Below are 19,836 nucleotides of genomic sequence, written 5' to 3' on the forward strand. Positions count from 1 at the left end.
GCGGGGGCGGGGGTTACGAGGGGTGGGGGAGGAAGCTGTGTCCGTCCAAATACGCCTTGCGCCAGCGGCGCACCACGACCTCCCGGAACAGGTTCCCCTGCGAGAACGGGTCGCGGGCGATGAAGGCCTCCGCGTCCTCCCTCGTCTCAAAGTCCACCAGGTAGATCCCGCCCTCGGCATGAGTGCCGTCGTCCGAGAGCTTGGCGCCGCAGGCCAGGAGCAGTTCCGCATGCTCTGACAGGAACTCCAGGTGTTCGGCGTAGCGGTCCTGGCGGACCTGGGCCCGCTCGGGAGCATCGTAGGTTTCGATCAAGAACGGCACGATGAGTCCTTCCTTCCGGTTCTTCCGGTTCTTGTTCTGCAGGATTTCCGGTTCCGCCGGTCAGACGGCCAGGAATCCCCAGAGGAGCACGGCGGCACCGAAGATGACGCCCAGGAACACCAGGATCAGCACCATGTATCCCATCACGTCCCGCAGCTTCAGGCCGGAGATGGCCAGGACTGGCAGGATCCAGAACGGCTGGACCATGTTCGTCCACTGGTCACCGATCTGCACGGCGACCGCGGTGGCGGCGTTGTTGGCGCCCATCGCCTGGGCGGCCTCCATCATCACCGGGCCCTGAACGGCCCACTGGCCACCACCGGAGGGCGCGAGCAGGTTGATGATGCCGCCGGAGATGAAGGACCAGAACGGCAGGGTCTCAGCGGTGGAGAAGGTGCCGAACCAGTCGGCGAAGGACACCACGAGTCCGGAGCCCACCAGGATGCCCATGATGCCCGCGTAGAACGGGTACTGGATGATGATGCCGGAGACGATCTTGACGCCGTCGTTCACCGCGGCCAGGAAGGCGGAGGGGCGGGCGAACAGGATGATGCCGAGGAACAGGAACATGAAGTTCACCGCATCCAGGTTCAGGGTGCCGCCCTGGAAGAAGTAGTTGAACGCGTAGACGAGGGCGATCAGGCCGATGCCGATGCCGATGATCGGGCTGTTGTTCAGCTTGGCCGCGAGGGTGGTGCGCTGGTCGAGCTCCTTGATGGGGGCGTCGACAGCGTGGGACGTGCGGTCCATCTCCTTGATCTTGGCCGGGTCCTTCGGGTGCAGGGCCATGTTGAACAGCGGCAGGAAGAGGAGCACGGCGAGGTTGGTCAGCAACAGGTAGGGCGAGAAGATGGTGTCCGCCAGTGGGATGATGCCGACCTGCTCCTGCAGGAAATGACCTTCCGTGGCGATCAGCAGCGGCACGGAGCCGGACAGGCCGATGCCGTAGACGGCGAAGCCGGAGTAACCGGCGGCGATCGCCAGCGGGTAGTGCAGGCCCTTGACGTTCATGGCCAGCTTCTGGGCAATGATGCCGCCCATGACGAGGCCGAAGCCCCAGTTCAGCCAGCTGCCGATGCCGCCCACGAGGGTGGCGACGATGATGGCCGTGCGCGGGGAGGAGATCCGGATGGTCAGGGCGTCCAGCAGGCGATCGACCAGTGGGGTCTTGGCCAGGATGTAGCCGGCCAGCAGCACCACGGTCATCTGCATGGTGAAGGCCAACAGGTCCCAGAATCCGCCGCCCCAGTACTCGACGACCTCCAGGGGCGAGGAGCCCTGGGCCAGGATGGCCAGGACCATGGTGAGGCCGGTCAGCATGATCGCGATGACCAGTGGATCCGGCAGGTACTTGTCCATCAGGTTCGTGAAGAACCCGGCGGTCCGGTCCAGGATGTTGCCCTTCTGGGACCGTTGTGGACGTTCAGTTGTTGCGGTCATGGTCACTCTTTCGGATGCGATGGGGGATATTCGGTGCGGAAAGTGCGGAAAGTTCAGAAGGTTCGATTGTCTGCAGCAGTTCGATGAGCCGCTCGTCGCGCCAGGCCACCCGGTCCTCCCAGTGCTCCAGGGGGAGCAGGGCACGGCGCTGGCGCTCCACTTCGGCCACGAGCTCAGGGGTCCAGGGATCGTGCTGGCCGCGTTCGGCGCCCATGCGCGCATAGGCCGGGCCCATCTTCTCCGCGTGGGAGGAGATGCCGCCGCGGGTGTTGAGGTCCGAGGTCTCGAAGGGCCCCATGAAGGACCAGCGGCGGCCCAGGCCGTCCCGCATGACCGTGTCGATGTCCTCCACGGTGGCCACCCCATCCCGCACGAGCGCATAGGCCTCGCGCAGCACGGCGCCCTGCAGACGGTTGAAGAGGAAGCCCTCGACTTCCTTGGCGACGGTCACCGGGGACATCCCGGCCCCGGCATAGAGGCGGTGGGCGCTGGCGACGACGGCCGACCGGGTGAGCGGGGAGGGCACCAGTTCGATGACGGGCAGCAGGAATGGCGGATTGCCGGGGTGGGCCACGAGGATCCGGTCCGCGGCGGGGAGGCTTTCGGCGGTCTGTGAGGCGGGGATCGCCGAGGAAGAGCTGGCCAGGACGGTCTCCGGGCCGGTGGCCGCACCGAGTTCGGCGAAGATCGAGCGCTTGACCTCGAGCCGTTCGGGCACGCATTCCTGGACGAGGGCGGCACCGGCGACGGCGGTGGCCATTTCAGGCTCGACAGTGACGCGGGTGGTGATGGCCTCGGGGGACTCGGTCAGCAGGCCGGCCTCGGACAGGGCGGTGAGCTTCGCGGCCAGTTCCCCGGGGACGGCCTCCCGGCGGCCGGCCTCGGGCTCACACACGGTGACCGGGTGCCCGGCGCGGGCGAAGACCAGGGCGAAGGCGACGCCGATGGACCCGCCGCCGACGACGGCGATCTTCTCAGGCTGTGCCACCTGCTCAGACATCGGCGCGTCCCACTGTCAGGCCGCCGCAGACGTAGAGGGTCTGGCCGGTGACGAAGCCGCTGCGGGCGTCCAGCAGGTAGGAGGCGGCGTGGGCCACGTCCTCGGCCGAGCCCATGCGCCGCACGGGCACCGACTCGATGATGGCCTTGGTCTTCGGGGAGTCGGCAGGGTTGGCCCGGGTGAACAGGTCTGTGGCGATGGGGCCGGGGCCGATCGCGTTGGCGGTGACGCCGTTGCGGCCCTCCTCCAGGGCAACGACGCGGGTCAGGCCCAGCAGGCCGGCCTTGGTGGCGGCGTAGGCCACGCGGAGCTCTTTGCCCAGGGCGGCTCGGGAGGACATGTTGACGATCCGGCCGAACCCGGCCTCTCGCATCCCGGGCAGCAGGGCCTGGATGCACTGCAGGGCGCTGCGCAGGTTCAGGGCCACGGCTGCGTCGAACTGGTCCAGGGACTGGTCCGTGACGGCGTTGGGGAACACGGCCCCGACGTTGTTCACCAGGCGTGTGATCGGCCCGTCGGCCAGCGCACGTTCGAGGGCTTGGGCGGTGGAGTCCGGATCGGAGAGGTCGCCATGGATGGCGTCCTCACCCTCTCGGTCGAGGATGACCGGCTCGTAGCCGTCCTGGCGGCAGCGTTCCGCGATGGCGGCACCGATGCCGTGGGCCCCGCCGGTCACCAGGACCCGTTCACGGGTGGTGCGGCGCTCGGTGCCCACGGCGTTCATGGTGCTGGTGGTGCTGGGGGTACTTGTGTGACCAGCGGTGAAATCCTCGTTCATACGGTCCTCAGATTGTGGCGATCGGGTTGAGCGGTGAGCCGGAGGCACCCGGCAGGTTCAGCGGAGGTGCCGTGAGCAGGAAGGCCGTGCGGCCGGCCTCCCGCAGGGCCGCGGCGAGGTCGGTGAGGTACCAGAGTTCTCCAAGGGGGACGCCCAGCTTGAACAGGCAGTGCTCGTGCAGCGGCAGGATGGAGGCCGGTGCCGGCGCGGGGGTGGCCGGGTAGAGCTCCACCGCATAGTTGTCCGCCGCGATGGCGGCGATGCCGGTCTCGGTGATCCAGTCCAGCAGCGCCGGGTCGCGACCGTCGAGGACGGCGCCGTAGCGGTGCAGCACGTCCGGATCCGGGTCGCCGGCCATCTCGAGCACTTTGGCCGCGAAACCGGTGTGGAAGGTGACGATGTCCCCGGGGCGGACCTCGATGCCGTCGGCGTCCAAGACGGTGCGGATCTGGTCGAAGCCGACGACCTGGTGGTCCGTGCCGACGTGGTGGGCGAGGTCGATCAGCACAGCACGTCCCTGGACCGGATGTGAGGCCACGGTGCCGATGCCGACCGGGCCGAGGTCCGCCGTCGTGGGCTGGCCAGGGCTGGGGATCCCGCAGTCCGCCGGGTCCGTGGTTCCCCGGACCTCGATCCCGGCGCGGAAGCCGTTGTAGTAGACCGGCTTCGGAACGCCATCGCCATCGGCATCGAACATCGAGCCCACATGGGCGAAGGCGTCCCACTGAGTGGAGTACTGGTTGTGCAGGACCACGAGGTCGTCACTGAGTACGTCCGATGAGCCAGGCGACAGAGGCTCCATGATGCAGTTGGCGCCGGAGCGACCTTGGCGCAGGGTCGGTCGCACCACGGGTGGCAGGCGGTTGGCGTTCAGGGCGTTGCCGCCGGGGAGGGTCAGGGGCAGCCCGAGGGTGAAGGCCCGCCCTTCGTGGACCTCGGCCAGGCCTTCGGCGACCTTGGCGGGCGTGAGCAGGTTGATGCGGCCCAGGGCGTCATCCGGTCCGAAATCACCCCAGGTGGAGGGTTCGGGCCGGTGGCGCCAGCGCGGGGACCGTGGCTCGTCCATGACTGTCTCTCTCGATCAATGGTGCGGGGTGGGCGGCTGACGGCCGTGAAGTATCACACGGCGACTAGTGACGCCACCCACAGGTGTCTATGGTCCACGCGACTCTCACTTCTGTCCAAGATGGATTCGGGATAGTTTTATGCAGGAACACGATGAATACCTCTGACCTGGACGGGGACTCATGGACATCAAGATGCTCCAGGCGTTCGTGATGCTGGCCGAGGAGCTCCATTTCACCCGTGCGGCGGAGCGGCTCGGGGTGGCCCAACCGCTGGTCAGCCAGTGGATCCGGAAGCTGGAGAGGGAGTTGGGCGAGCCGGTGGTGGGGCGGACCACCCGGGCCGTCAAGCTCACCGCCGCCGGGGAGGCCGCCCTGCCGCATGCCCGCCAGGTGGTGGAATCGGCCCGGTTGATGACACGCGCCGTCCACCAGGAGGGTGTCCCCCTACTCGGATCGGTGACCCTGGGGTACGCGGGTGCCTCCTCGCGGCCGTGGCTGCCGGGAATCGCCCGGGCCGTCCGGCGTGACGCACCCGGAGTGGACCTCCGCCTGCGCTCCATGGTCTATGCCGGCGCGGCACCCTCGCTGGTGGCGGCAGGTGACCTGGATATCGCCTTCGGACGACGGCCCCTGACCTACTCCGGCCTCGAGGACCGGGTCTTCGAGTACGAACGGGTGCTGGTGGGGGTGTCCACGGACCATCGGCTGGCCGGTGAGGAGCAGATCGACATCCGTGGGCTGGCCTCGGAGCCGTGGGTCATGTTCCCCGCCCAGCAGGGATCGAGTGTTCGGGACATGGGGCTGCGTCTGGCCAACCGCGCCGGCTTCACACCGCGCCTGGTCCAGGAGGCCCCGGATTCCTACACGATCCTGGGATTGGTGGCGGCCGGCGTCGGTGTCACCCTCACGATCTCCTCCGTGGCCCATGTGGAGACCCCCGGGTTGGCCTTGCGGCCGTTGGCCGGCCCGGCCCGGTATCTGACCGCCACACTGCTCCACCGGAAAAAGCCGAACCGGGCCACCGAGGCCGCCCTGGAGGTGCTCGCCGCGCTTCACCCCGAGCCTGAGCGTCCGGACGGCATCGTCCTGGACTGAACGGGCCGGCGTCGTGCTCGAGGGTTGTGCCGCCGGACGAGTCCGGCGGGCGGTCTATAGTGGCAACGGCCGAGCGCCCTCGGCGGTCTCAGCCCAGCGCAACCACCACATGATGCGCCGTACGAAGGAGTGACGATGCTGTTTCTGGCACGGATGGACGTGACCTTCCCCGAGTCGATGACCGACGAGACCAAGGCGGACTTCCAGGTCAAGGAGAAGGAGTACTCCGGCAACCTGCAGCGCGAGGGCAGGATGCGAGACATCTGGCGCGTGGTCGGCGAATACGCCAACTACTCCGTCTACGACGTGGCGGACAACGACGAGCTGCACGCCATCCTCAGCGGTTTCCCCATGTACCCCTACATGGACATCACGGTCACCCCGCTGGCGAAGCACCCGAATTCGATCAAGTAGCGCACCGGACCGATCGTGGCCAAGCTCTACTTCCGTTACGGGGCGATGAACTCCGGCAAGTCGACCGGACTCCTCCAGGCCGCGTTCAACTACGAGGAACGCGGCCAGCGGGTGCTGCTGGCCAAGCCCCAGGTGGACTCGAAGGGCGAGGACCAGATCGTCTCCCGGCTGGGCGTCACCCGGAATGCCGACTTCCTGATCCCGCCCGGGGCCGACCTGATGGCACTGTTCCGCCAGGAGGCCCGCGGGGATGACCCCACCGCCCTGCTCACGCACGTGGACGCCGAGGTCAAGCCCGTCGCCTGCCTGCTCGTGGACGAGGCGCAGTTCCTCGAGCCCGCCCAGGTGGACGACCTGTTGCGGATCGCCGTGCTCGAGGGCGTGCCCGTGATGGCCTACGGCATCCGCACCGACTTCCGCACGGCCTCCTTCCCCGGCTCGGCCCGGCTGATGGAGGTGGCGCACTCCCTCGAGGAGCTCAAGACCATCTGCCGGTGCGGGCGCAAGGCCATCTTCAACACCCGCAAGGTGGTGGACACGGTGGCGGGGCACGACGCCGGCCCGGCCGCCGGTGCGCGCGAGTCCCGGCGTGAACGCTTCGTCTTCGAAGGCGACCAGGTGGCGATCGATGGCGTGGAGGTCACCTACGAGTCCCTCTGCGGGGTCTGCTACCTCGAGGAATCCGGCGGCCGACTGGGTTGAGACTAGTGCGCGCAACGTGCACACCAATCGTGTCCAGGCACACCGCGAGTTGCCGTGCCGGAACATGATCGGTGTGCGGACTTTCGGGCCCCGGATCTATGGACCGACAGCTTCCCAGCCAGGACCCCGGCCTTGAGCCCTACAGGGAGACGATCAGCAATGTCCCGGCGAACACGAGTCCGGAGGCGATGAGCACCACGGTCGTGTAGCCGAGGATGTCCCGCATCTTCAGCCCGGCGATCGCCAGCAGGGGGAGGGCCCAGAACGGCTGGATCATGTTCGTCCACTGGTCGCCGTAGGACACGGCCATGATGGTGATCGCGGGGTCCACACCGAGGTCGGCGCCGGCCCCGAGCATGATGGGACCCTGCACCGCGAACTGCCCGCCACCGGAGGGGACGAAGAAGTTCACCAGACCGGCGGCCAGGAAGGCGAGCAGCCCGAAGGTCACCGGGTTGGAGATGGACACAACGGCGTCCGAGAACACCTCGATCAGGCCGGTTCCGGACATCATGCCCAGGATCCCCGCATAGAGGGGGAACTGCAGCAGGATCTCTCCCACGTTGGAGGCGGCGTTCTTGGTCAGGTGGATCAGCTCGAAGGGGTTGCGCACCAGCAGCAGGATCAGGGCGAGGAAGGACCAGTTCACGGTGTCCAGGGTGAGCGTGCCGCCCTGGACGAAGTGCAGCACCAGGTAGGCCACCAGCATCAAGCCCAGCAGCAGGGTCGGCAGTCGGCTGGCGTCCACGCGGTCGGCCGGGGTCACGATCTCCTCCTGACCGTCGCTGGCCTGCTCGCGGGCGTCCTGCGCCAGCTCCACGATCTTGTCACCGCGGCGCGGGGCCACCAGGAACAGCGCCAGGGCCACCACGAGGATCGTCACCACGGCGGCGATCATGTTCCAGGAGGAGAACACGGTCTCGCTGATCGGCACGGGCTGTCCGCCCAGGGAGTCCATGAGGAAGGATCCCTCGGTGGCGGCGGTCAGGGGGCCGGAGGCGGAGTAGCCCATGTGCCAGACCACGAAGCCGGCGAAGCCGGCCGCCACCAGCATGGGGAAGTGCAGCTTCAGGCCGCGCACACGACCCTGATAGGCGACCTCCCGGGCCAGCAGTCCGCCGACCACCAGGCCCAGCCCCCAGGTGATGAGGCTGGCCACGGCGGCCACGGCGAAGACGAACACGTAGGAGGCGAGCTCCGTGCGGGGGACCGAGCCCAGGAAGGCCAGCACGCGCCGGACCGGTCCGGTGTTGGCCAGGATGTGCCCGAGCAGCAGGATCAGCGCCATCTGGGTGATGAAGTCGAGCAGCCCGGCCAGTCCGTCGCCCCAGTGGACCACGAGGTCGCCGGGGCCGGTGCCGGTCAGGATCAGCGCCAGGATCGCGACGATGAAGGTCAACACGATCGAGAAGACCAGGGCGGACGGGATGAACCGTTCCACCACGTGGTTGACGGGTCGCATGGCGCGGGAGAGCGGGGTGCCCTCCTTGCGGGGCGGCGTTTCGGTGGTTCCCGGGGTGCTGGACATGCCGATGGCTCCTGACGGTGCGGGGCCGGCGTCGTGCGGTGCGATGGTGACGCCCGGGGCCCTGGGCGAAGGTGACGGGCACCACCATAGGCAGGTGTGGCGGGGGCGCGGCGGAACCCGGCGGCGTTTCACCCTTAACACCGGGGGTGCGCAGGGGTGAGGATCGGACCATGTTGACCATCGCGGCCCTCGAAGACGACATCGTGGTGCACCTGCCTGCCCCGAGGGTGTGGGAGTTGCTCACGGACTGGGCCGCTGCGCCGGCGTGGCTGGCCGATGTCGAGGAGATGCACGTCAACGGTCCGGCGGGTCCGGGCCAGGAGCTCTCCTATGCGACCGGCGGCCACCAGCGGCAGTACACGCTGGCCACCTACGAGCCCGGGCACGGGCTGACCATGGTCTCCGGTGCCGATGACGCGGACGTCCGCGTGGAGTACGGCTACCTCCTGCTGCCCGACGCCGGCGCCACCCGGGTACACCTGCGCATCGCCGTGCGCGCTGCGGAGGACATGCGCGAGGAGGCGCTCGGCCTGGCCGCCGCGCTCGCCGACGCGGATGCGGGTCAGCTGGAGTCGCTGCGAGACTACGCCGAGGCGGCGCCTTAAATCCTGGCGGGCCCTGACTGGTAAACTCCGGTTGTAAGGCCCTCGTGTGATGCACCGCACGGCAGAGAACCGTGGGAGCGGTCACCGGGGGCGTTTTCCATGTCGAGGGCCGGACGGGACCGCCGCAAGAACGGTTGCCGTGGCCTGCTCAGGAGAGATGCATTCATGCCAGCAATCGCGATCGTCGGCGCCCAGTGGGGCGACGAGGGCAAGGGTAAGGCCACCGATCTGCTGGGCGGCCGCGTGGACTACGTGGTCAAGCCCAACGGCGGCAACAATGCCGGACACACCGTCGTCGTCGGCGGTGAGAAGTTCGAACTCAAGCTGCTGCCGGCCGGCATCCTGTCCCCGAACGCCGTCCCGGTGATCGGCAATGGCGTGGTGGTCAACCTCGAGGCCCTGTTCGAGGAGATCGACGGGCTCGAGGCCCGCGGTCAGCGCTGCGACCACCTGAAGATCTCTGCCAATGCGCACCTGGTGGCCCCGTACCACCAGACCATGGACAAGGTCACCGAGCGCTTCCTCGGCAAGCGCGCCATCGGCACCACCGGTCGTGGCATCGGCCCCACCTACATGGACAAGGTCGGCCGCCTTGGCATCCGCGTCCAGGACGTCTTCGACGAGTCGATCCTGCGCCAGAAGATCGAGGGCGCCCTGCGCCAGAAGAACGAGCTGCTGGTCAAGCTCTACAACCGCCGGGCGATCACCGTGGACGAGATCGCCGAGTACTTCCTGTCCTACGCCGAGCGGCTGCGTCCCATGGTCGTGGACTCCACCATCCTGCTCAACGATGCCCTCGACGAGGGCAAGGTGGTCCTGATGGAGGGCGGCCAGGCCACCTACCTGGACGTGGACCACGGCACCTACCCGTTCGTGACGTCCTCCAACCCGACCGCCGGCGGCGCCTCCGTGGGCGCGGGCATCGGCCCCACCCGTTTCACTCGCACGATCGGCATCGTCAAGGCCTACACCACCCGGGTGGGGGCCGGCCCGTTCCCCACCGAGCTGTTCGACGAGGATGGCATGGGCACGCGCCTGCGCACCGTGGGCGGCGAGTTCGGCGTGAACACCGGCCGCCCGCGCCGCACCGGCTGGTATGACGCGGTGATGGCCCGCTACGCGACCCGCATCAACGGCTTCACCGACTACTTCCTCACCAAGCTGGACGTCCTCACCGGCATCGAGCAGATCCCGGTGTGCGTGGCGTATGACGTGGACGGCGTGCGGCATGACGAGATGCCCATGACGCAGACCGCGTTCCACCACGCCAAGCCGATCTTCGAGTACTTCGAGGGCTGGACGGAGGACATCTCCGGCGCACGCACCATGGAGGACCTGCCGGCCAACGCCCGCGACTACGTGCTGGCCCTCGAGAAGATGTCCGGAACCCGGATGTCCGCGATCGGCGTCGGCCCGGGCCGCGACCAGGTGGTCCAGGTCCGCGACCTCATCGAGGACTGACCAGCTCCACCACGAAGCCGTCTGGGCGGATCAGCAGTGCCGTTCCGTCCGGCAGGCCGGCTTCCGGGGCTGCCCGGAATCCGAACACCGGCAGGCCCGACGCCGGCCCGGCGCGTCCCGCGACCCTGTCCTGGTGGCGGTCGGCCAGGTCCCGCGCCAACCTGTCGGCGGCCGGACCGTAGGCGTGCACCTGCCACTCGGCCGTGTTGAGCGCCTCATGGTTGTCTCCGCGCCCGTCCCAGCCGGGCACCGGACCGTCATGGCCGGCGTCGGGCACCCAGGGAAGGCGACGGCCCAGGACCGTGCCGCGGCGCCGCCGCCGTTGGCCGGTGCGGTCCGCCCCCGGCATCCAGTAGTGGATCCGGATTTGGGAGAGATAGCCGAACATCCGGCCGCCCAGGGGAAGCCGAGGGACCACGCGCAGGAGGGCCGGTGCGACCACGGGAAAGACGCGCGTCCGTGCCAGGCGTGCCAGGGGGGAGAGGGAGGTGACGGCGCCGAACACCACGTCGGTGGTTCGGACCAGGTTCAGGGCCACCGGCCGGCGCTCGGCCTCATAGCGGTCGAGGACGTCCTCGGGCTCCCGGCCGGCGAGGACGTCCGCGATCTTGGTGACGATGTTCTGGGCGTCCTGCAGTCCCGTGTTCATCCCCTGCGCGCCCACGGGGGAGTGGATGTGAGCGGCGTCCCCGGCCAGGAACACCCTGCCGGCACGGAAGGCGTCGGCCACGCGGTGATGCACCCGGTAGGTGCTGTACCAGTCCGTGCCGGCATACCGGACGCCGAACTCCTCGGCCAGCGAATCGCGGGCCCGGGCCTCATCGCGAGCCTCGGCGGCGGGGGACGCGGCCACGGGGGCAGCGCCGTCGTCGGGATTCGCCGGGCTCCTGTCCTCGGCGCGCAGGATCCCCAGGAGGCGTGCGCGCCGGCCGCCCCGGCCGTCGTCGCCCAGGGGGAAGGCCAGCATGAAGTGCTCACGGGAGGCGCGCAGGGTGATGCCGGACTCGGTGCCGGTGACTCCGTAGGCGTCCAGCACGTAGAACTCGAACCGGTTGGTGGCACCCTCGAAGGCGATATCCAGGGCGCGCCGGACCGCTGACGAGGCGCCGTCGGCGGCCACCACATACCGGGCGCTGACCTGGACCAGCCCTTCAGGAGAGTCGAGTTCGACGGTGACGGTTCCGCCCGGGCCTGCCGCCCATGGGTGGGTGGTGAAGGACCGGAACGAGGTGCCCCAGGCGACGGGCCGGTGCTGGTCCCGGAGGTGGCCGGCCAGCAATTCCTCGTTGGCGCTCTGCTCGAAGATGGTGATTCCCGGGAAGGGCGTCAACTGCTGGCCCACCCGGTCCAGCCGCACGGTGCCCAGCGTGCGGTGGCCGAACCCGGGACTGACGGACGTCGCGGGGGTCGCGCCGTTCAGTACGGCCTGCGCCAGGCCGAGCTGCCGGTAGACCTCCAGGGAGCGGGCCTGCACGGCCAGGGCTCGGGATTCGCGCGTGGGCCCGGCCTTGCCGTCCACCACGAGGGACTGGAGTCCGAGCTTCGCACACCAGGCGCCCGCCATCAGCCCGGTCGGCCCTGCGCCGACCACCAGGACGTCGGTGGAGACCCGGCGTCCGGGACCGTGGTCAGGGGCGGCGGACATGGCCTCAGGTTAGGCTGGGTGGACGGTTTCACACCATGCGAGTAGGACGGTCACATGAGGATCAGCGTCGGACAATTCCGCCCCACGGGTGTGGTCGCCGAGAACGTGGCCACGCTGCGGCGCCTGGCGGAATCCGCCAAGGACGACGGCGCCGAACTGGTGCTGTTCCCCGAGGAGTCCATGTTCACCGTGCGGCATGTGGACGGCCCCCTGGCTGAGGCCGTCGACGCCGGCTGGTCGGCTTTCGTCTCCGAGGTCACGCGGATCGCCGCGGACCTCTCCATCGCCGTGGTGGCCGGCGGGTACGAGCCCTCGGGCACCGAGCGGCCCTACAACACCGTGGTGGCGGTGGATGCCACGGGCAAGATCCTGGGGACCTACCGCAAGCTGCACCTCTACGACGCCTTCAAGTACAAGGAATCGGACCGCATCACCGCCGGCGACCGGGGCACCCTGATCGTGGAACTCGGCGGCCTGAGGTTCGGCATCATGACCTGCTACGACCTGCGCTTCCCGGAAGTGGCGCGGTCGCTGGCCGTGGCCGGGGCCGACGTCGTGCTGGTGCCGGCCGCCTGGTTCAAGGGCGACTACAAGATCGAGCACTGGCAGCTGCTGCTCAAGGCGCGCGCCGTGGAGAACACCGTGTGGATCGTGGCCGCGGGCACGCGCAGTGACAACACCGTGGGCCACTCGGCCATCATCGACCCGCTCGCCGTGCCCGTGGCCTTCCTCGGCGAGGAGGGAGAGGCGATCGAGACCGCCGATGTCACCCGAGAGCGCATCGACGAGGTGCGCTCCTTCCTGCCCGTGCTGGCCAACCGTCGCACGGACGTGGGCCAGTTGGGGTCCGCCGGTTCCTAGGCGGCTCCGGCATTGCCAGGGACCTCCCAGCTGGCGCCCGGGCGATTCTCACTCCCGGTTCCTAGGGTGGAACCACCTCATCAAGGTGCGAGTGATGACAGAGGGCCCCGGGCCCGGCAGATGGCGTTCCCCTCACGCCGCCGGACAACCCGGGGCCCTGCCATGTCCGCCGGCCCCTAGTAGGAGTCCACGGACCGCTCGCGGCGCCGCATCACGAACATCATGGCCACCGGGATGGCCAACAGCAGCAGCGGGATGAGCAGCAGCAGCCCGGCTGGCTTCGTGACCATCTGGTCCGCGGTAGCGGCTCGGGAGGAGGAGCGCAACTCATCCGTGCCGGAGACGAGCTGCAGGGAGCCGGAGGCCAGCTTTCCGGTGCCCTCGGCGAGGGCACCGTTGCCATCGGCCAGGGCGGTGGCCCCCTGCTGCAGCTGGGCGGCACCCTCGTCCAGGTCGCCGGCGCCGGCGTGCAGTTCCTCCAGGCCGCCTTCCAGCCGACCGGCGCCGCCGGACAGCCTCTTGGCGCCGGTCTCCAGGGCCGCGGACCCCTCGGCCAGGGCGGCATTGCCCTCCTGGAGCTGCACGGCGCCCGCACTCAGTGACTGTGCTCCGGTGGTGAGCCTGCCCGTACCGTCCACCAGGTCCGGAGTCTTGGCGGCCAGTTCTGAGGTTCCGTCACGCAGTGTTCCTGCGCCGGTGGCCAGCGCGCCATTGCCGTCAGCCAGTTCTGAGGCTCCGGAGGACAGCTCCCCGGCCCCGGCGTTCAGCTCCGCGGCACCGGCGCGCAGGCGGCCCGTGCCATCCACCAGTTCGGTGGATCCCTCTGCCAGGGCGGTATTGCCCGCGGCGAGCTCGCCTGCGCCGGCCTCGAGTTGTTCGGCGCCACCCACGAGTCCGGGCGATTTCTTGGTTCCCTTCACGCCGGCCTGGATCTGGTCCAGGCCCTGGCCCAGCGCCTGGGATCCGGCCAGCGCCTCCTTGCCGCCGGCGTCGAGCCGCACGAGCCCGGCGTTCAGGTCCGTGGCACCCGCCGCGGCTTGGTCGGCACCGGTGGACAGGGCGGCTGTGCCGTCCGCCAGCTGCTGGCCTCCGTCGCGCAACTGCAGCGTGCCCGTCTGGAGTTCACCGACGCCGGCGTCGAGTTGCTGCCCGCCCGCGGCGAGCTGTTCCACGGCGAGGCGGAGGTCCGGCGGGGACAGGGGATTCTTCCGGACCTCGTCCCGCAACTGGATCAGACCGGCCGAGAGCTGCGCGGAGCCGTCCTTGAGTTCGGAGGTGCCATCCACGCCCTGCTGCAGCCCGGCGTATAGCTGAGCCGCACCGGCTTCCAGCTCGGAGGCGCCTGCGGCCAGTTCGTCGGTGCCGGACTTCAGGGCGGTGGAACCCGCAGAGGCCTCGGTGAGCCCGGCCGAGAGGGTGCCCAGGCCGGTGGAGAGGTCGGCGGAGCCTGCGGCTGCCTCATCCACGCCCGCACCGAGCTGGCGTGCGCCATCCGCTAGCGTGCCTGCACCGGTGGAGAGTTCTCCGGCACCGGCGGCGGCCTGGCCGGCACCTGACTGGAGGGCCTTCGCCCCGGCATCGAGATCGCCGGCACCCGTTGCCAAGGTGTCCGTGCCACCCTGCAGCTCTCCGGCACCAGCGGACAGGGCCTGGGCGCCCGCCGCTGCTTCCTGGGCACCGGTGGTCAGCCGGCCTGCCCCGGCATCCAGCTTTCGGGCGGCGTTGTCCGCGCGGACGGCGCCGGCCGCCACCTCCTGCGTGCCGGCGAACAACTGACCGGCACCGCCGGCGAGCTCTCCGGCCCCGGCGGAGGCCTGGTCCGAGCCGGTCTTCAGCTCGGTGGTCCCCTTGTGAAGATCGGTGGCCCCGGCGGACAGTTCGGTGGATCCCTCATGGGCATCGGTGGCCCCCTGGGCCAGCTGAGCCGAGCCCTCCTTCAGGACACCCGTGCCGGTGGCCAGCTCCTTGGCCCCGTCTTCGGCCCGGACGGCGCCTTCGTTGAGGTCTGCACTTCCGGTCTGGGCGGTGCGCATGCCGTTGTCCAGCTGGGCGGCGCCGTTGGCGACCTTGGAGCTGTAGAGGGAGTAGAAGGCGAGCCCGGCAATGAGGAAGAGGGCGAGGAGTGCGGCCAGCACCGCCCAGGGCAGGTGGTGGCGAGAGCGGGTGTGCATAGGAGTCCTTGGCGTCAGGCCGCGAGGAATGCGGCTGTGGCGTCAACCGGGTTCACCGGTTGGGGTATCGCCGGACGGCTGGTCCGCAGTGGTTTGCCACGGGTCCAGGGCGGGCCCGTGACAGCACTGGATGTGACGAGTGCCACATGCGATGACACTCATAGTTACCAGCGAGTAGGTGTTGACGCAAGGGGAGTATCGGGTATTTCCGGCAATTGGCTGAGATGGACGCCCATGCCGCCATGGCGCGAGCCGTCACCTCGACCAGCGAACGCACAGGCGCCGTGGGGTTCGTCCCCATGTCGAATCCCTACTCTGGAAGAGCCTCATCAAGGTGCGAGTGATGAAGGTGCGAGTGATGACAGGGACCCCGGGTCCGGTTCGCCTCACGGCGTCCGGTAGCCCGGGGTCTCGTCATGTGGTGGGCCCATCCTGGTGTTGGCCGCCGGACCCTTGCGTCTCTACTACCTAGTGCTACTACCTACCACTAGGTAGTAGAACTAAGTACTGGGGGTGGGATCCATGGCCAACCTGATGACGGAGATGTTGAAGGGAACCCTGGAGGGCATCGTCCTCCAGATCCTGGCGGGGCAGCCGGCCTACGGCTATGAGATCACGGCGCGGCTACGGGCCAACGGCTTGACCGACATCGCCGAGGGCACCGTCTATGCCCTGCTCATCAGGATTGAGAAACGCGGCCTCGTCGATGTGGACAGGCTCCCCTCGGAAAAGGGACCACCCCGCAAGGTGTACTCGCGCAATGCCCTCGGGCGGGACTACCTCAATGAATTCTGGAGCTCAATGAATTCTGGAGGACCTGGAGCTTCCTCTCGGAACATCTCGATCAGCTCCGCAACGGAGGTTCATCATGACTGGTGGGTAGAGAACCCGACTTGGCTCACTCTTCGGTGATTCGGTCGCTTTGGGCTCATAGTTCCGCGTGATTCCGGGGTTCTTGGTCGCGGGGTGGGGCACTAGCCGGGGTGGTTCTAGGCTGTTGAGGGTGTACATCCGGCGGGTGAAGACGAGCTCCGGGGCGACCGCGGTGCAGATCGCGCAGAAGCGCCACGGCAAGCGGGAGATCCTTGAACACCTCGGGTCGGCCCACGACGAGGTGACCCTGGCCTCGCTGGAACAGGTGGCGCGGGAGAAAATCCAGGCCGGGCAGATGGCTTTCGACCTCGACCTGCACACCGATGACACCACCACGGCCCCCGCCAAAGGCGTGGATGCCGGTGGCGGGCTGGTGCTGCACGGGACCCGACCCAGGGTGCTGTGGGAAGTGCTGGAGCAGGCCTACGAGAGGATCGGATTCACCGGCGCCGTGAACGACGAGGTCCTCAAGCAACTGGTGCTGGCCCGGGTGATCGAACCAACCTCGAAGCTGGACTCTCTGCGGGTGTTGGCCGAGCTGAACGTGGAGAACGTGCCTTCCTATGCCACGCTCAAGCGCCATCTGGCCCGCTGCGTTCCTGACAACTGGCGGGACCTGCTCTCCTCGGCGGCCTACCGGTTCGCCGCAGACGGTGGCGCGGTCAGCGTGTGCCTCTACGACGTGACGACCCTGTATTTCGAGGCCGACGAGGAAGACGAACTACGCAAGTCAGGGTTCTCCAAAGAACGCCGGATCGACCCCCAGATCCTCGTCGGACTGCTGGTCGACCGGCACGGGTTCCCGCTGGAGCTGCACTTCTTCGAGGGCAACAAGGCCGAGACCCGGACCATGATCCCCGTGTTGGACGCCTTCCGGGATCGCCACCAGGTGCAGGACATGCTGGTGGTGGCTGATGCCGGCATGCTCTCCTGGGCGAACATCCAGGCCCTGGAGGAGGCCGGATACCAGTACATCGTCGGCTCGAGGAACGCCAAGGCCCCCATGGACCTGGCCAAGACGTTCGCCACGACGGGCAACCACTTCGCCGATGGCCAGGTCATCGAGACCACCACTGAGTTGAAGAAGGGCACCGAGTCCTCACGTCGGCGCGCGGTCTGGCAGTACCGGCTGGCCCGCGAACACCGCGACCGGCTGGCCCGCGAACACCGCGACCGGCGCAACCACACGTTGCAGGTCCAGCGGGCCGAGGACATCGCCGCCGGACGCAAGGCCCAGCGCAAGGCCCGGTTCCTAACCACGGGCCAGCGAAAGTCCCTGACCGTGGACTATGAGGCGGCCAAGGCCGCCGAGCAGCTCTTCGGGCTCAAGGGCTACGTGACCAACACCAGCATGAAGGTACTCTCCGGGGCCGAGGTCGTGGCTGCCTATCACTCACTGTTCGAGGTCGAGGCCTCATTCCGGATGGCCAAATCCGACCTGCGGGCCCGCCCGATCTTCCACCACACCCGGGATGCGATCGAGGCCCACCTGACCATCGTGTTCTGCGCCCTGGCCGTAGGCCGACACCTCCAGACGGCCACCGGAATGAGCCTGCGCCGGATCATCAAGACACTCCAACCCCTCCGAGAGGGCCTGGTCGAGATCAACGGGACCATCGCCACCATCCCCGCAGCCCTCACCCCCGAAGCCAAGGAAATCCTCAAGACCCTGCCTGAAAAATCAGGGCACTAGGAATGAGCCAAGTCGGGGGAGGTTCATCATGACTGGTGGGTAGAGAAGGTCGTCGGCAATGCTGGTGACAAGCGGCGGTGGAAGCAGTACAGGGCCCGTGCCGAGGCGCTGCCGGCCGGGTACCGCGAGGCGCAACAGGCACTCGAGCGGTACCTGACCCGGTACGGGGCCATCACCAAGGGGGACACCTTCGTGACGATGCTCGAGGACCTCGTGGAACTCATCGAGCAGGGCGCCGCTGACGGGACGGCCCTCCGGGGGATCGTGGGGGAGGACCCCGTGGCGTTCGCCGAGGACTTTCTGGCCAATTACGCCGAGGACCAGTGGATCAGCAAGGAACGGGCGCGCCTCGCCGAGGCCATCGATCGTGCGGCGGGTGCGCCATGACCGGTGCGACGGCGGTCCGCCGGCCGGTTCCGGCACCCGCGATCCACGTGCAGGGCCTGGAGAAGTCCTACGGGAAGAACCATGTGCTGCGCGGCGTCGACTTCGACGTGGAGCGCGGAAGTGCCTTCGCCCTGCTGGGCTCGAACGGCGCCGGCAAGACCACGGCCGTCCGGATCCTCTCCACGTTGCTGCAGCCCACGGCGGGCAATGCCACCGTCAACGGCTTCGCGGTTGGCGGGCAGCCAGGCCGAGTGCGGGAATCGATCAGCCTGACCGGTCAGTTCTCCGCCGTGGACGAGATACTCACGGGACACGAGAACCTCATCCTGGTGGCCCGGTTGCGGCACCTGCCCCACGCCGGGACCCTGGCGGATGAGCTGCTGGAACGCTTCTCGCTCACCGGTGCCGGAGGGCGCAGGGCTGCGGAGTACTCGGGCGGCATGCGCCGCCGGCTGGACACCGCGATGAGCCTGATCGGGAACCCGCCGGTGCTCTTCCTGGACGAACCCACCACGGGTCTCGATCCGGAGGCGCGCCTTGAGGTGTGGCAGGCCATCCGTGAACTCGCGCAGACGGCACCACGGTCCTGCTCGCCACCCAGTACCTGGATGAGGCTGAGCAACTCGCCGACCGCATCGCCATCCTCCATCACGGGCGCATCATCGCCAATGGCACTCTGGCCGAACTGAAGCTGCTCCTTCCGCCCGCGACGGTCGAGTACGTGGAGTAACCACCCACCCTGGAGGAGATCTTCCTGGCCCTGATCTCGAGTCCGGACCAGCGTGAGGCCGATGGATGATCGCGGCAACGGCCGTCCCGTCGCGAGGGAAAGCGCAGGTGACCTCTCATGAGTGCGGACCTCCTCACTGACACAGGAGTCCTCCTGGGCCGGTCCCTGCGCCACATCGCCCGCAGTCCGGACACCATCATCACCACGGCGGTCATGCCGATCGCCATGATGCTGCTGTTCGTCTACGTCTTCGGCGGGGCCATCGACACCGGAGGCGGTTCCTACGTGGACTACCTGCTGCCCGGGATTCTCACCATCACCATCACCATGGGCATCACCTATACGGCGTACCGGCTCTTCCTGGACCTGCAGGGCGGTATTTTCGAACGCTTCCAATCGATGCCGATCGCGCGGTCAGCGGTGCTGTGGGCGCACGTCCTGACCTCGGTGGTGGCCACGGTCATGTCCCTGACGATCGTGGTGGGCGTGGCCCTGCTCATGGGCTTCCGCTCAGGAGCCGGGGTGCTCGAGTGGCTGGCCGTCGCCGGGATCCTGGTGCTGCTGATCCTGGCACTGACCTGGGTGGCCGTCATCGCGGGCCTGAGCGCCCGGTCCGTGGATGGGGTGAGCGCCTTCTCCTACCCGCTCATCCTGTTGCCCTTCGTCAGCTCGGCCTTCGTGCCGACGGATTCCATGCCCGGCCCGGTGGCGGCCTTCGCCGAGCACCAGCCCGTGACGTCCATCGTCAACACGGTCCGCAACCTGTTCAGCGGTCAACCCGTCGGCACAGAGATCTGGATCGCCCTGGCCTGGTGTGTGGGCATCCTGAGGCTCGGGTATGCCCTCAGTGTGCTGGTCTACCGGCGCCGCGCCGGTTAGGTGGAGTGGGCGGCAAGGCTCAGTGAGGGATCACAGCCTTCTCACAGGCAGTGTGGGGTGCGAGCACAAGTTCGTTTCCTATGCTGAAAGCACCTCATCATGGTGCGAGTGATGAAGGTGCGAGTGATGACAGGGACCCCGGGTCCGGCGGATGCGATTCCCCTCCGCAGCCGGTAGCCCGGGGT

16 protein-coding genes and 3 pseudogenes are annotated in these 19,836 nt (G+C 68.4%); 11 read left to right on the forward strand and 8 right to left on the reverse strand.

The window, feature by feature from the left end:
• Positions 1-13: 13 nt before the first annotated feature.
• Genes C8E99_RS12565 through C8E99_RS12585 form a run of 5 tightly spaced genes read right to left on the reverse strand, consistent with a single transcriptional unit; the run spans position 14 to position 4,606 of the window.
• Positions 14-322: a YciI family protein gene (locus C8E99_RS12565; protein WP_115932568.1), complete on the reverse strand. Its 309-nt coding sequence runs from the start codon at positions 320-322 to the stop codon at positions 14-16.
• Between the two features lie 60 nt (positions 323-382).
• On the reverse strand, positions 383-1,762 hold the full coding sequence (locus C8E99_RS12570) for a short-chain fatty acid transporter (protein WP_211309044.1): 1,380 nt from the start codon (positions 1,760-1,762) through the stop codon (positions 383-385).
• The gene (locus C8E99_RS12575) at positions 1,746-2,762 is read right to left on the reverse strand and encodes a 3-hydroxyacyl-CoA dehydrogenase (protein ID WP_115932569.1); all 1,017 of its coding nucleotides are present in this window, start codon (positions 2,760-2,762) and stop codon (positions 1,746-1,748) included. The genes C8E99_RS12570 and C8E99_RS12575 overlap by 17 nt, the downstream gene beginning before the upstream one ends.
• On the reverse strand, positions 2,755-3,540 hold the full coding sequence (locus C8E99_RS12580; protein ID WP_211309045.1) for an SDR family NAD(P)-dependent oxidoreductase: 786 nt from the start codon (positions 3,538-3,540) through the stop codon (positions 2,755-2,757). The genes C8E99_RS12575 and C8E99_RS12580 overlap by 8 nt, the downstream gene beginning before the upstream one ends.
• 7 nt (positions 3,541-3,547) lie before the next feature.
• Positions 3,548-4,606: a cyclase family protein gene (locus tag C8E99_RS12585; RefSeq protein WP_115932570.1), complete on the reverse strand. Its 1,059-nt coding sequence runs from the start codon at positions 4,604-4,606 to the stop codon at positions 3,548-3,550.
• 181 nt (positions 4,607-4,787) lie between these two features.
• Between C8E99_RS12585 and C8E99_RS12590 the strand changes: the two genes are divergently transcribed.
• The 3 genes from C8E99_RS12590 to C8E99_RS12600 all read left to right on the forward strand — a co-directional run bounded on the left by C8E99_RS12590 (position 4,788) and on the right by C8E99_RS12600 (position 6,818).
• The gene (locus tag C8E99_RS12590; protein ID WP_115932571.1) at positions 4,788-5,702 is read left to right on the forward strand and encodes a LysR family transcriptional regulator; all 915 of its coding nucleotides are present in this window, start codon (positions 4,788-4,790) and stop codon (positions 5,700-5,702) included.
• A gap of 135 nt (positions 5,703-5,837) precedes the next feature.
• Positions 5,838-6,116, forward strand: coding sequence for a muconolactone Delta-isomerase (catC, locus tag C8E99_RS12595; RefSeq protein WP_115932572.1), 279 nt, complete (start codon positions 5,838-5,840; stop codon positions 6,114-6,116).
• 15 nt (positions 6,117-6,131) lie between these two features.
• On the forward strand, positions 6,132-6,818 hold the full coding sequence (locus C8E99_RS12600; protein WP_115932573.1) for a thymidine kinase: 687 nt from the start codon (positions 6,132-6,134) through the stop codon (positions 6,816-6,818).
• 139 nt (positions 6,819-6,957) lie between these two features.
• On the opposite strand, the gene C8E99_RS12605 is transcribed toward C8E99_RS12600, so the two are convergent.
• Positions 6,958-8,280: a short-chain fatty acid transporter gene (locus C8E99_RS12605; RefSeq protein WP_115933474.1), complete on the reverse strand. Its 1,323-nt coding sequence runs from the start codon at positions 8,278-8,280 to the stop codon at positions 6,958-6,960.
• A gap of 236 nt (positions 8,281-8,516) precedes the next feature.
• Here C8E99_RS12605 and C8E99_RS12610 point away from each other — a divergent pair, with 236 nt between their 5' ends.
• Positions 8,517-8,951 carry an SRPBCC family protein gene (locus C8E99_RS12610; RefSeq protein ID WP_115932574.1) on the forward strand — a complete coding sequence of 145 codons (435 nt, stop codon included), beginning with the start codon at positions 8,517-8,519 and terminating at the stop codon, positions 8,949-8,951.
• Positions 8,952-9,116: 165 nt separating this feature from the next.
• Entirely contained in the window at positions 9,117-10,412 is a 1,296-nt protein-coding gene (locus tag C8E99_RS12615; protein WP_115932575.1) for an adenylosuccinate synthase, read from the forward strand.
• Here C8E99_RS12615 and C8E99_RS12620 read toward each other — a convergent pair.
• Complete coding sequence (locus tag C8E99_RS12620; RefSeq protein ID WP_115932576.1) at positions 10,399-12,057, reverse strand: FAD-dependent monooxygenase; 1,659 nt, start codon at positions 12,055-12,057, stop codon at positions 10,399-10,401. The genes C8E99_RS12615 and C8E99_RS12620 overlap by 14 nt on opposite strands.
• A gap of 54 nt (positions 12,058-12,111) precedes the next feature.
• On the opposite strand from C8E99_RS12620, the gene C8E99_RS12625 reads away from it, so the two are divergent.
• A complete protein-coding gene (locus C8E99_RS12625; RefSeq protein WP_115932577.1) occupies positions 12,112-12,918 on the forward strand; it encodes a carbon-nitrogen hydrolase family protein in 807 nt (268 codons plus the stop codon).
• Between the two features lie 176 nt (positions 12,919-13,094).
• On the opposite strand, the gene C8E99_RS12630 is transcribed toward C8E99_RS12625, so the two are convergent.
• Positions 13,095-15,089 carry a hypothetical protein gene (locus C8E99_RS12630; protein WP_115932578.1) on the reverse strand — a complete coding sequence of 665 codons (1,995 nt, stop codon included), beginning with the start codon at positions 15,087-15,089 and terminating at the stop codon, positions 13,095-13,097.
• 522 nt (positions 15,090-15,611) lie between these two features.
• Between C8E99_RS12630 and C8E99_RS12635 the strand changes: the two are divergent.
• The 5 genes and pseudogenes from C8E99_RS12635 to C8E99_RS12655 all read left to right on the forward strand — a co-directional run bounded on the left by C8E99_RS12635 (position 15,612) and on the right by C8E99_RS12655 (position 19,651).
• Positions 15,612-15,961, forward strand: a pseudogene (locus C8E99_RS12635) (PadR family transcriptional regulator).
• Positions 15,962-16,086: 125 nt separating this feature from the next.
• Positions 16,087-17,655, forward strand: coding sequence for an IS1634 family transposase (locus C8E99_RS12640; protein WP_425452898.1), 1,569 nt, complete (start codon positions 16,087-16,089; stop codon positions 17,653-17,655).
• 72 nt (positions 17,656-17,727) lie between these two features.
• Positions 17,728-18,042, forward strand: a pseudogene (locus tag C8E99_RS12645) (DUF1048 domain-containing protein); the annotation flags it as partial.
• A pseudogene (locus tag C8E99_RS12650) lies at positions 18,039-18,772 on the forward strand (ABC transporter ATP-binding protein). The pseudogenes C8E99_RS12645 and C8E99_RS12650, both read left to right, overlap by 4 nt.
• Before the next feature lie 117 nt (positions 18,773-18,889).
• On the forward strand, positions 18,890-19,651 hold the full coding sequence (locus tag C8E99_RS12655; protein ID WP_115932579.1) for an ABC transporter permease: 762 nt from the start codon (positions 18,890-18,892) through the stop codon (positions 19,649-19,651).
• Positions 19,652-19,836: the final 185 nt, after the last annotated feature.

This window comes from Citricoccus muralis, assembly GCF_003386075.1.
Taxonomy (GTDB): Bacteria; Actinomycetota; Actinomycetes; order Actinomycetales; family Micrococcaceae; genus Citricoccus; species Citricoccus muralis.